We start from the raw sequence: 12402 nt of genomic DNA, 5'->3' as shown, positions 1-12402 counted from the left end.
GAATGACCGTATCGCAATGCGGCACCCATGAAGGGGTATTTACCAGGCCAGCCAGATCACGTGGCGTGCACCTTTACCAGGTCGCAGGGCCCGCACCGTAACCGGCTCCACGGAAAACCCGGCACGGCGAAGCCTTTCGGTAAAGGCGTGCTCGGGGCCGGCGGACCAGTAGGCCAGGATACCGTCAGGGCGCAGGGATTTCTGGGCGGCGGCAATACCGGCCGGGGAGTAAATCCAGTTGTTTTCCTTGCGGGTCAGCCCTTCCGGGCCGTTGTCCACGTCCAGCAGGATGGCATCCCAGTCGCCATCACCGTCTCTGAGCAACTCTGCGACATCACCAACGTGAACGCTGGCCCTTGGATCGTTCAGCGGATACCCGGCCGCCGCCCCCAGCGGCCCCCGGTTCCAGGTTTCCACTTCGGGCACCAGTTCGGCCACCGTTACCCGGGCATCTTCGGCCAGCGCTGACAGCGCCGCTGCCAGTGTAAATCCCATGCCCAGCCCGCCAATCAGGACGCGGGGTTCGGGTTGCCCGTTGATACGCTCACAGGCCAGCGTGGCCAGGGCATCCTCCGAGCCGTGTATCCGGCTGTTCATCAGCTCGCCGGTGGTACCGGCAATCTTGATGGAGAATTCATCATTGCGTTGTAACAGGCGCAGCTGAGTTCCCTTGCCGGGAATGGTTGCGGTACCGATTTCGTTGAAGCGAGCCATTTGGGGTTCCGGGTAGCAAAGTCGGACCAGCATCTTAACGCATTGATGGCCGGCATAGGTTCCGATTGGCCCTAAAGCGGGGGTATTTAATCGTTTTACTCCAAACTTAGTGCGTCAGCGAACCGACAGGCCAACGCCTTACGCGTAAGTTGGAAGCTCATCCTGAATCGCCATGTCTCATGACGATTCAGTCTCCTTCCTGAAAATGACGCGGGGAAGGAAAAGCTGTGATGAAGCGGTTACACAGGACATTTTGTCCGACCATAACACCCGATTCGCAGGAGAATCTTATGAAAAAACTACATTCTTTAGCCTTTTATGCATTGGTCACACCGGCTATAGCGTTAGGTTCAGGTGCTGTGCTTGCGGAACAATCTGCTGACAAGGATGTTGATAAGCAACAGCAGAGCGCTCAGCCTGACCAGGACGCCATGGAATCTACCACCGGCACTGCGCAAAGTGACCAAAAAACGGGCGACCAGTCCAGCATGCAAAGCCAGGGCTATTTGGCCTCTGCACCGGCTAGCGGCATGCAGGCAAGCGACCTGATTGGTGCGAATGTTAAAACCACTGGTGATGAGGATGTGGGCGCGGTGAGTGATCTGATCATTGATCAGAACGGTCAGGTCGTGGCTGTTGTCGTCGGCGTCGGCGGATTCCTGGGCATGGGTGAGAAAGACGTAGCCATTGGCTGGGATGACGTAACGAAATTGGGCGCTTCTGATGAGCAGGATCTGCGGATTGACCTGACCCGTGAGGATCTGGAAGGTGCGCCTGAGTTTGAAAGACAGGAGTGAGTTCCAGTAACTCCATTATAGTGGAATGAATAAACGGCAGGGGCGAAAGCCTCTGCCGTTTTCATGCTCGGCCGGTACTAATCCGTACCAGATGCCACCACGCAGAATCCGTCAGTGCTTCGGTTTCAGCATGTCATCGCGCTGGTTTTCCGCCCGCGCGGCGCCGATCGCGGTTTCAACCGACTTCACTTCCTCCGGGGGCGGCAGGACTGCCGGCAAGCCGAGCGATTCGACCCACAATTCGCGGGTGAATCCCTTCGTGTGGTAGAGGTGATGGTCCTCTTCCTGCCCCACCGCTTCGAGCGCGGTTTTGAGCGCACCGGTTGCGTCCCCCTGGCCGTGTTCTGCCAGATGCCCGATCAGTTCCCAGTTCTGGTGGTCCTTGGTTTCCCCCAGGACCACGCACTCGCCGGCCACAAGTTGAGCGTCTGCGGCACTGCCCTTCGACTTGGCCATTTTCATCGCCGCGACCAGCGAGTCTCCGATGTGTGCTACCACTTCCCGACCGGGGGTTACGGTCTCCGGATTCAGTCCCAGTTCCTCGAACACCTTCAGCAGCACCTGCTCGTGGGTGCGTGTCTGTTCAAGGTACTCCTCCCATTCACCTTTCAGGTCCTCGTTCTGCACACATGACAGCGCGGCTTCGTAGATCTTTATACCTCCGCGCTCGGTTTCGAGAGCCTGATACAACAACTCGTCCAATTGCTTCTTGATATACGGGTTCTTTTTCATTGATTCCTCCTGAACACTGGTAGGCGACGCGCTAGGGCGGCTGCGTCATTGGATTCGGTTCACCCATCCGGCCGGTGTCGGCCAGCTGGATCTTGAATGGTAGTCAGCGAAGCCCTGCCGGGTCGGTGCAGTAACCCACATAGCACTGCGGAGTCTTGGCATGGGACTCGAGAGTGCGGTAACGCACAGTGATCGCAGAACGGCAGGTGTACGCTTCATCCACTGACGCCCGTTGCGTCGAGACTATTCGGAGGAAGGAATTATGGGCATCATTATATGGCTCGTCATGGGCGGCCTGGTCGGCTGGATCGCAAGCATGATCATGGGCACCAATGGCCGGCAGGGCATCATCCTCAACGTGGTGGTCGGCATTGTGGGCGCACTGATCGGCGGATGGCTGATCGGGCCACTGCTCGGCGCCGGCTCCATCAACGAGGGCATCACCGTCATGAGCTTCATCGTGTCGCTGATCGGCGCAGTGATACTGCTCGCTATAGTGAGGCTCATCCAGGGCAGCTCCGCACGCTGAAGGGTGGGGCCGGCCGCGCAGAAAGGCCGCGTGGCCGGCCCGGGAAGCCCTTTTGTATGCCATGAAAATTGTTCTGGTCTTACTGGCCCTGTTGCTGGTGATTGCGACGGCTCTTCCGCTACTGCGGTTCGACCAATGGTGGATCCGTGTTTTTGATTTTCCAAGAGGGCAGATTACCGTCGCAGGTATCGTGCTCCTTGCCTTCTATCTCTATTTCTGGAACCCGTATCGCGTCTATGAATCCGTCGTTCTCGGGCTATTGGTGCTGGCCTTGGGATATCAGATCGTAAAGATATTTCCGTACACAGTGCTGATGCCCAAGGAGGTGCTGGCGGCTGAATCGGACTCGGACGATGCTAACTTCAGCTTGCTGGTCGCAAACGTGCTGATAGAAAACCGGGAGTCGGAGGCCTTTCTGGAGATCGTTCGTGACTATGATCCGGATGTGATCCTCACCGTGGAGACAGATGATTGGTGGGAGGAGGCGCTCAGGCCACTGGAAGACAAATATCCGCACACGCTCAAGAACCCGCTCAACAACACCTATGGCATGCTCGTGTACAGCCGTCTGGAGATGATCGATCCCGTGATCCGGTTTATTCTCAAAGACAGCATCCCGTCGATGCACATGCAGGTGGTGTTGCCGTCCGAGGACCGGGTTTTTCTGCATTTGGTTCATCCCGATCCACCGAACCCGAAGTATGCGACCGAGACAACGGAGCGAGATGCGGAACTGCTGATTGTGGGCCGGGAAGTCGAGAAGCACGATAAGCCAACCATTATTGCAGGGGATTTCAACGATGTAGCCTGGTCCTACACCACGAACCTGTTTCAGAAAACCAGCGGCCTGCTCGACCCGCGTGTCGGGCGGGGCATGTACAGCAGCTATAACGCCAGGAACCCGCTCCTGCGCTGGCCGCTTGATCACGTCTTCCACTCCGATCATTTCAAGCTCGTGCGCATGGAAAGAGGGCCTGCCTGGGGATCCGATCATTTTCCCATTTTTATCGAATTGAGCCTGGAACCCGGAGCAGAAGCCGAGCAGGAAGAACCGGATGCCAACCGGGCGGAAGGCGAGCAGGTCGATGAGAAGATCGCGGATGGCAAGCAGAAAACAGATGAATAAGCCTGTCAGGAGCTGGTGCCGCTCCTGATCTTTTCTGCTCTTATTGGGAGCCAAAGACATGCAGACAAAGTTGCGACTAGCGGATTTTATTCGGGCGGAAATAGAACCGATTCTTCAGGATTGGGAAGCATTTGCCAAAACTATCTTTCATGCCAGGCATATGGGTAGGACCGGGCTGCGCGACCACGCCAGAGAAATGCTTCTGGAGATTGCCGACGATCTCGATTCACGCCAGAGTGAATCAGAACAGGCTGCCAAATCGAAAGGTTTTGAGCCGGAGGACGGGGAGGAGTCCTGGGCAGAAGTGCACGGTGGCGATCGACAGACCAGCGGCTTCAGCGTCGTTGAGACGGTTTCCGAATTCCGGGCCCTGCGCGCAAGTGTGGTGTCACACTGGACTAAAGCTTACCCAACCATTGCTGGCGAACAGCTTGAAGACCTCACCAGATTCCATGAAGCGATAGATCAAGCCGTCGCCGAATCGCTGGAGCAGTATACGACCGTAAAAGAGATGGAAACCCGGCTGTTCGGCGCCATTCTGGTTGCCTCACCTGATCCGATTTATGTGCTGGATCTCGAGGGCCGGTTCATCTATGCAAACAAGGCCACTGCCGACCTTTTCGCTCTACAGCCCGAGGCGATCATTGGAAAAACCACCTTTGAGCTCGGGTTTTCGTTCGCCTCGGACTTCCAGCGTAATCTGGAAAAGGTAATTGCTGAGCAGTCCACCTACCGGGGCAAGTTCGTCCACACGTTTGCTTCCGGCCAGGGTGAAAGGTTCGAGTATCTGCTCGCGCCCGTACTGGACGAACATCGGCACACCGAGGCGACCGTCTGCATTTTCCGGGATATCACCGAACAGGCGCTCGCCGAAGAAAAAGTATGGCACAACGCCCACCATGACCTGTTGACCGGGCTGCCGAATCGACGTCTGTTCCTGGATCGTCTGGAACAGGAGGTCAAACATGCAAAGCGTAGCAGCCTGCCTCTTGCCCTGCTTTTCATGGATCTTGATGGCTTCAAGGAGGTCAACGATTCGCTCGGACATGAAGCGGGGGACCGTGTACTGTGCGACGTGGCAGAGCGCCTTGCCGATTGTGTCCGGGAGGACGATACGGTTGCGCGCCTGGGTGGCGATGAGTTTACCGTGATTCTCACTGCCGCTAAGCGGCGCGAGGATGTTGAGCATGTGGCCCAGACGATTATCGATGCACTCGCGATGCCCTTCCAGACCGCACAGCAGCTTGTCCAGATTTCGGCCAGCGTTGGGATCTCGTTCTATCCCCAGGACGCATCCTCTCCTGTCGCTCTGCTAAAAACCGCGGATCAGGCCATGTATAACGCCAAAGAATCCGGTTCAAACCGGATGTGTTTTTACGGCACATCCGATAAAACGGACGGACACTTGTCCTGAACTTACGGGGCCGAAAACGCAGCGGCTCTGCGCACAGCATCGATATCGTCCTGAAGTGACATGGCGCGCTCCGAACGGACCAGTGCCATCCGTGAATGTTTTTTGGCAGCTGTGACTATCGCATTGTCATCCGTTTCGGCCAACGCGCAAAAAGCTTTCTGCAGTCGGATGGACACTTCAACGATACCCGCGCCGTCACGGGCAATGGCCGTAAAGGCATCGTCGAACAAGTCGTCGATCACCAACTCCGGGACCGATACGCGGTCATAGGTGATCGCCCGTAATTTGTCCTTTTCAAGCGGGGATTGCCAAAGCGTAAACAGTCGGACCATTGTGCCAATGACATTGATCGCGGTTCCCGGGTCGTTGATGCCAGGCGACAGCGCCTTGTCGGCGATCTCGGACAAGGCAAGAAGCCCGAAGCGGGGATCATCTTCAAAAGCACGGTTTGAGCTAATCGTGAAGGCGCCGGAAAAGTCGTCTGGCTTGAACGTCTCGCATCCCTCAATGCTCTCTCCAATACCCCCCACAATACGAAGCAGCGGACGGCGTGTACTCACAAATGTGCCAGGCAGTGCTGTCACCATCACGCGGCAATTGAGCGTTTCAGCGCAGGATTGTAACGTCTCCAGATCAATATGCTGGACATAACCAACCGTTGAAGAACAGACGGGGACACCCTTGTCCCCGGCCTGATGCGGGGAGACTGCCAAACCGCCGAGTGTGGGCGCATGGCGGCGACGATCCAGTGCGTCGCCGGCTGCCTTTTCCGCTTTCTCAATGGTGTTCACCACCCGGCCCAACCGGGCAATTCTGTCCACCCAGCGAACGAAAGTGATGATGACAATGGCGAACACCAGAAGGGTCAGCACGAAGATCGCAAATCGGCCTGCAGAGTCAAACAGGTCATTCTGGATGGCTATCAGGGAAACAATACTGAAGATGAAGGCGCCTATAAACGCAGACAATGCGTTCTGGGTAACGTCATCAGCAATAACAAGCGGTATGGAACGAGGTGTCGTACCGGCACTGGCGGATGCATAAGCGGCCACCATGGAGCCTACCGCAAAAGTTGCGATAACCAGCATGCTGGACGCCATGATGGACAGCAGGGACTCGACAGATTCCAGGGTAATCTCGGGCAACACACTGGAAAGACCCGTATCGTCAGCCAGTTTGGCGATGAAGGTACCACCAATAGAAAGCACGCAAAGTACCAGTGGCTTGACCCACAAACGCTCTTTAATCCGACTGATAACAAAACGAAACCTGTCCGCGCTCAACATACTGGTCCCTCCAACTGCTGTGATGATACATCAGGTTGGAGGGGCCCTGTCAGAGTCAAAATGACGATGAGCCGCGACCGCGTTGATAAAGGCGGACGCGATCTCGGCGGCATCGGCGCTTTCTGCCAAAAGGATCCCCGGGTCGTCCTCCGCCGCTGATTCGATGCCAGCCATTTCCAGCAGCTTCCGTCCGGCGCCGAAAGCAAGGATCGTCTTACAGTGCCTGAACTGATCGTTAACAAACTCCATCGTCTCTCCATTACCCGCCAGCGCCTGGACCGCTTTGTCGCCATCGGGCAATACCAGTGCGTCGAACAGGAATCCGGGCGCATTTTCCATCGATTTGTCCGCTTCTATTTGTTCGCCCGAGTCGCCTGCGAACAGGCCTACCCGTGGACCTACAAAATGAACCACGGCTCCTGCATCCGTCAGCGCGCTGTGAAGGCTGGCGAGCGAGGCATGGTGGACGCCTTCCTCCACCAACACGGCGATCTGTCGCGTGCGGACACCGCATTCGCCCGGCAGCGCCATCAGCGAAAGGGCAGGGGATGCGGTGACTTCAGGGGGCTGGGGATTTTCCATTGCCTTCGGCATGGCTTTGGGCACCTCCATGCCCAAACCCGCGGCGACCCTGGTTGCCAGATCTGGCGAAACGTTCACCAGGGATGACAACATCCGCTCCCGTATGGCGGGAACACCGACCTTGCTAAGCTCGAAACGGAATCCGTCCACAATATGCGCTTGCTCGACAGCCGTCTGACTGTCGAAGAACAGGGTGGCCTGGGCATAGTGCTCGGCGAACTTCTCCGGTTTTCCACGGACCTTGTCTTCGGCATTGGCATCTGGGAAGGACACGAATCCTGCTGTGCCAGCCTGGAAGGGGCAGCCGCCCGCCAATGAATTCGGTTCGTACGCAACACGCCCGCGATGCACCGCCTGACGGTGCAAACCGTCGCGCTGGTTGTTCTGCACCGAGGCAAGGGATGCATTGATCGGAATTTCGTGAAAATTGGGGCCGCCGAGTCGCGTGATCTGCGTATCGGAATAAGAATGGATACGACCGGCGAGCAAAGGATCATTGGAGAAGTCGATACCCGGTATAACATGCGCCGTACAAAACGCGACCTGTTCGGTTTCCGCGAAGAAATTGTCAGGGTTGCGGTTCAGAACCATGCGTCCGACGGGCGTGAGCGGCACCAGTTCCTCCGGCACAATCTTGGTGGAGTCGAGCACATCGAAGCTGAAGCTCTCGGCTTGCTCCTCGGTGAAGATCTGCAGCCCCAGCTCCCATTCGGGGAATTCGCCGGATTCGATGGCTTCCCACAAATCCCGCCGATGGAAATCGGGATCCGCGCCCGAAATTTTCACGGCTTCGTCCCAAACGAGTGAGTGGGTTCCCTGCAGTGGCTTCCAGTGGAACTTACAGAATACGGATTGCCCCTGCTCGTTGACCAGGCGAAATGTGTGAACGCCAAAGCCCTGCATCATCCTGTAGCTACGCGGTATGCCGCGATCCGACATCACCCACATCAGCACATGAGTGGATTCCGGCATCAGCGAGACGAAGTCCCAGAAGGTATCATGGGCCGACGCCGCCTGAGGCATGCCGTGATGCGGTTCCGGCTTGACGGAATGGACCAGGTCGGGAAATTTCATCGCATCCTGGATGAAGAATACCGGTATGTTGTTTCCGACCAGGTCCCAGTTGCCTTCGTCGGTATAGAACTTCACCGCAAAGCCACGGATGTCCCGCGCGGTATCTTTCGAACCGCGTTCGCCGGCCACTGTGGAAAAGCGCACGAACACAGGTGTGATTTTGCCTTTCTCGGCGAACGGCGCTGCGCGAGTGACCTTGGTCAGCGCGTCGTAGGCTTCAAAGTAGCCATGGGCTGCCGAACCGCGTGCATGGACGACTCGCTCCGGAATGCGTTCGTGATCAAAATGGGTGATTTTTTCCCGAAGAATGAAATCTTCGAGTAACGATGGCCCCCGCAATCCGGCTTTCAACGTGTTCTGATTATCGCCAATGGGAACACCTTGATTCGTCGTCAACGGTCGACCGCTTGCGTCGACTCTGACCCGGTCGAGCGGAGCGACGGCCGCGTTCGTTCCGAGCCGCGCTGCGCCGCCGGTTTTTGCGGTCCCGGTATCCTCTGTGGTCGTGCTCGCGGTCAATGCACTGGAACCCGGCTCTACAGTCTCTCCGGCCGGTGGCGTCACGGCGTTGGCGTGACCGTGCTCCTGCGCCTTGATACTGTTATAGGGCATTGCAGCGACGAAGTCTTCGCTTGCGCTGGCGTGCTCCGCGACAATGTCGTTGGTTCTGAGCACACCATCGTCTCTATGACCTGTCGTGGCAGGCTTATTGCCATCGTTTTTCACTCGTGATGACGGGGCCGGTTTCTTTTTCTTGGCCATGATTCTTCTCCGTGAAAGTGGGGAATGCGAACAATCGAGATGCCACTCGAACCACTTGCCTCAGTGGATTTTCATGCTGCTGGGAAGAACTGTCTGTTCGGTAACGAACGCTTAAGACGAGCTGGACCTACCCCGGTCATTCAGTTCCGATTTGCGCTCAGTGTGACAGCGCACCGACGAGATGGTCGCCACCGGGCGACTATACGCCGCTCGGCCACAACAAGGGGGGAGCAACATGGGGGAGACGAACCGGGGCAGGCCACGGCCCCGCTGGACTAACCTGCGCCTGGGAGAGATCACGGTGGCGATGAGCGTGGCCATGGCCGCCGGCCTGGGCGTGGGCCTGGCCGCAGTGGCCGTGGATACTGCGTGGCTGTGGCCTCCGCCGGTCGAGCTCGGTACCGTCGCTGGCGCGCGGGTCCTGCTGGGATCGGTAACTGGTGGTCTGATCACGGTCGCGGTGTTCGGCCTGTGGATGCGCACGGTCGTGGTTGGCCTCATGGCCGCGCATTTCTCGCCCCGGACGCTGCTGATCTTCCTGGATGATCGCTTTCAACGCAATCTGCTGGCGTTCATGTCGGCGGGCGTCGTGGCGGTACTGGCAATCCTGTTGAGGATGCCTGCCGACGAACAGGCGGCCGCTCCCCTGGTGAGTACGGTGCTGGTGGTGGTGATCGCGCTCGCCGCGATGGCGGGCGTATTGCTGGCGATTCAGCACGCTACGCGGAGCCTGTCGCTGCCGGAACTGATCAGCCGCCTTGCCGAAGAGGCCCTCCAGGTGCTTGATCGCTACCCCGAGGCGCGGGTTGAACTCACCGAGGTGCCGCCGCCGATGTCTGCCCCGCGGACGGTCCTGGCCCCGGGAACCGGCTGGATTACCCGCATCGACATCGACCGGATTCGCATGGCGCTGCCGGTTGGCGGGGTTGTCCATTTGCGTTGCCGAATTGGCGAGTTTGTCACCCCCCGTCGCCCTGTCGCGCTCGTGTCCTCCACAGAAATCGACGTAGAGGAGGCCGACTTCGACGCCGTGGCCAACGCTTTCAACCTTGCCCGTACCCGCAGCCCTGATATGGACCTCGCGTTCGCCGTGAGCCAACTGGTGGACGTCGGGACATTCGCGCTGCAGGCGCGCGCGGACACCTCAACCGCCCACGAGGTAATGGTCCACCTTGAAGCCGTGCTCGAGGAAATCGTCGCGCGGGGGCTGCCGCGGCTGCACGACAGGGACAGGGATGGCCGCTGTGTTTACGATGAGGTCGGCCGGGACGCCGCCGACCTGGTGCAGCTGTGCGTGGAACGACTGCGGGAGCAAGCTTCCCGCGATCCGGAAGCGGCCCGGCACCTGATGCACATGCTTCATCGGGTCCGAGAGGTCGCCGAGGACTGTGACGCTTTCGCGGTTGTCTCTGAGATCGCATGTCAGGTGGAGATGGTGCTGGCTCTGGCGGAAGCCAACGGGCTACTGCTTCAAGACCGCCAGCGGCTTGAGCGAGAGGCCGAGGTCGTCGTCAACGGTGACTCTACCGGTCACATACGTCATACATGATTCGATTGACCGGCCTGTTCGACTTTGCACAGCCGGGATGCTCATTTTCCGACAAACATTTCCTTACCAATCTGCAATCGACACCTCCCACGATTATCAGTAATCTGCCGTAGCGACTCGAGTCTTGATATCGCAGGAATGCCCCCTTCGGTTTGGGCATAAGCGAAGGCTTTGTCAGTGCGGTGGCGCACCTACTCGTTGTCCTGTAACGGAGGCCCCATGGACGCTCAAAGCGTACTTGCCGGGTCGATTCCAGTGTTTTCAGTTATCTCTGTTCGGAGACTGCCGTGCGAACGGTCACAGGTGCACGCCTTTCCATGCGAGTATTAGTAATGGCAGCCCTCTTGCCATTGTCGTTCCCGCTGCCAGCCGAAAACGGTGAAGGCGGGTACCGTCTGCTTGAGCTGGACGGCTACAAGGTCAAGTGGGGCGAGCAGACGTTAGGGGTGGGGGCGAGCATCAGCTACGCCTTCGCTGACGAGACGTTGCAGTTCGATGATGCGCGCAACTGTCGTGATCTGGCACCGATGAAAGCAATCTCCGGGCAGGATCTCTCCTTCGAGACGCTGGTGCGCGAGACCGAAGCGGCATTTCAGGTTTGGGAGCGCGCTGCTGATCTTTCATTCCACCAGGTTGCTGATGCCCGGGATGCAGATATCATTCTGGGTGCGCAAGGTCAGCCGCGCAGGCGGGCATTTGCCAATGTATCTTACGCGCCCGATGAGAAAGAGGGTGTGCGCACCATCGAACAGGCGCTGGTGTGCCTGAACCCCGACCAGAAGTGGAAGGTTGGATTCGGTGGCGACAAGGAAGTCTACGACATCCGCTATACGCTTATTCATGAGATCGGTCACGCCATAGGCCTGGACCATCCCGGTCCATCCGGGCAGGTGATGGGGTTTCGCTACACCGAGGCCTTCCCCGGGCTGCAGCCCGGGGATCTGCGGGGCGTCCGGCGACTCTACGGGCGTGGCGCCAATGGTAGCCAACTGGCCGATGGCCCCGCCGCCCACCTCTTCAAGTCAGCGCTCTGACGTCGTTCAGAAGTTGTAGCCCAGACCCACTGTATAGGCCCAGATTCCGTCGTCCTGGAACGCATCGGTAGCGTCATCGGTGTCGCTGAACAAGAACTGATACTCGGCGCGGGCGAGGAAATAGGTCTTGGTTTGCACGTAGTACTTTATCCCCGTTTCCAGACCGGCAAAGGCGCTGTCCTTGACGCCGTCGCCGTAGATTCCGCCGAGGCTGGCGCCAACGAAGGGACGCGCACGATTGTCGAGGAACTGCTGGTTGAGGTAACCACGGGTTGAGCCGTTCCAGAAATCATCCGAGACGCCTTCGCCTTCGATATCAGCGAAAGTGATGCTTTGCCGGACACCGGCAACCGTGTTATCCCGCAAATACCAACCAAGATCGCCGGTTACACCGAAACTGCCGCTATTGAAATCCCGGTCGTTACTGCCGGTTCCGGAGATGGAGAATTCCCGGTCGCCCTCATCGGGACCGAACTCCGAGGATTGTGCGGATGCTGCCATGGGCAGTGCACCGAGGAGACAGAGAGTGATTGCCGCCGTGTTGACTCTGATCATGAGAGACTCCTTACTTGCATTCTTCAAATCGCATTTCCGAAATGCGCCATTACGTACTTGGCGCGGGCAGTGGTGCGGCGAATACCACGGCAGTCAACCGACGCGAACGCACTTCCTCAGCATCGGTGCCCGCCCGTTCGGCTGTCTGTGCGGAAGCGCACATAAGGGATGCATTTCAAAACCAGGTCTTCCCGCAGGCCAAAATATCGCGCACATCAAGTCATAGATTGAGCCGGGGCCCGCTCGCC

At 58.1% G+C, this 12402-nt stretch carries 11 protein-coding genes; 6 read left to right on the top strand and 5 right to left on the bottom strand.

Annotation, left to right across the window (positions count from 1 at the left end; translation table 11 throughout):
* Window positions 1-39: 39 nt before the first annotated feature.
* On the bottom strand, window positions 40-714 hold the full coding sequence (locus ACJO5Y_RS13180) for a polyamine aminopropyltransferase (protein ID WP_406987789.1): 675 nt from the start codon (window positions 712-714) through the stop codon (window positions 40-42).
* A gap of 290 nt (window positions 715-1004) precedes the next feature.
* Between ACJO5Y_RS13180 and ACJO5Y_RS13175 the strand changes: the two genes are divergently transcribed.
* Complete coding sequence (locus ACJO5Y_RS13175; protein ID WP_406987788.1) at window positions 1005-1511, top strand: PRC-barrel domain-containing protein; 507 nt, start codon at window positions 1005-1007, stop codon at window positions 1509-1511.
* Window positions 1512-1622: 111 nt separating this feature from the next.
* On the opposite strand, the gene ACJO5Y_RS13170 is transcribed toward ACJO5Y_RS13175, so the two are convergent.
* Entirely contained in the window at window positions 1623-2243 is a 621-nt protein-coding gene (locus tag ACJO5Y_RS13170) for a DUF892 family protein (RefSeq protein WP_406987786.1), read from the bottom strand.
* A 262-nt stretch (window positions 2244-2505) separates the two neighbouring features.
* Here ACJO5Y_RS13170 and ACJO5Y_RS13165 point away from each other — a divergent pair, with 262 nt between their 5' ends.
* The 3 genes from ACJO5Y_RS13165 to ACJO5Y_RS13155 all read left to right on the top strand — a co-directional run bounded on the left by ACJO5Y_RS13165 (window position 2506) and on the right by ACJO5Y_RS13155 (window position 5312).
* The gene (locus tag ACJO5Y_RS13165; protein WP_406987784.1) at window positions 2506-2772 is read left to right on the top strand and encodes a GlsB/YeaQ/YmgE family stress response membrane protein; all 267 of its coding nucleotides are present in this window, start codon (window positions 2506-2508) and stop codon (window positions 2770-2772) included.
* Window positions 2773-2833: 61 nt separating this feature from the next.
* Window positions 2834-3898, top strand: coding sequence for an endonuclease/exonuclease/phosphatase family protein (locus ACJO5Y_RS13160; protein WP_406988015.1), 1065 nt, complete (start codon window positions 2834-2836; stop codon window positions 3896-3898).
* Window positions 3899-3956: 58 nt separating this feature from the next.
* Entirely contained in the window at window positions 3957-5312 is a 1356-nt protein-coding gene (locus ACJO5Y_RS13155) for a diguanylate cyclase domain-containing protein (RefSeq protein ID WP_406987782.1), read from the top strand.
* Window positions 5313-5314: 2 nt separating this feature from the next.
* Here the strand turns inward: ACJO5Y_RS13155 and ACJO5Y_RS13150 are convergent, their stop codons facing one another.
* Both ACJO5Y_RS13150 and ACJO5Y_RS13145 read right to left on the bottom strand, forming a co-directional pair.
* Window positions 5315-6598 (bottom strand): DUF2254 domain-containing protein, encoded by a 1284-nt coding sequence (locus tag ACJO5Y_RS13150; protein ID WP_406987780.1) that lies wholly within the window; start codon window positions 6596-6598, stop codon window positions 5315-5317.
* A 30-nt stretch (window positions 6599-6628) separates the two neighbouring features.
* Window positions 6629-9016 (bottom strand): catalase, encoded by a 2388-nt coding sequence (locus ACJO5Y_RS13145; RefSeq protein ID WP_406987778.1) that lies wholly within the window; start codon window positions 9014-9016, stop codon window positions 6629-6631.
* Window positions 9017-9323: 307 nt separating this feature from the next.
* Here ACJO5Y_RS13145 and ACJO5Y_RS13140 point away from each other — a divergent pair, with 307 nt between their 5' ends.
* Window positions 9324-10565, top strand: a complete 1242-nt coding sequence (locus ACJO5Y_RS13140; RefSeq protein ID WP_406988014.1) for a DUF2254 family protein — start codon at window positions 9324-9326, stop codon at window positions 10563-10565.
* A gap of 317 nt (window positions 10566-10882) precedes the next feature.
* Window positions 10883-11599 (top strand): matrixin family metalloprotease, encoded by a 717-nt coding sequence (locus tag ACJO5Y_RS13135; protein ID WP_406987777.1) that lies wholly within the window; start codon window positions 10883-10885, stop codon window positions 11597-11599.
* 6 nt (window positions 11600-11605) lie between these two features.
* Here ACJO5Y_RS13135 and ACJO5Y_RS13130 read toward each other — a convergent pair whose 3' ends face one another.
* A complete protein-coding gene (locus ACJO5Y_RS13130) occupies window positions 11606-12154 on the bottom strand; it encodes an outer membrane beta-barrel protein (RefSeq protein WP_406987776.1) in 549 nt (182 codons plus the stop codon).
* Between the last annotated feature and the right edge of the window lie 248 nt (window positions 12155-12402).

Origin of the sequence: Marinobacter alkalisoli (genome assembly GCF_045449855.1) — a bacterium.
Classification (GTDB): Bacteria; Pseudomonadota; Gammaproteobacteria; order Pseudomonadales; family Oleiphilaceae; genus Marinobacter.
The sequence above is the reverse complement of the archived record's forward strand: the minus strand, read 5'-3'. Positions and strand labels throughout refer to the sequence as shown.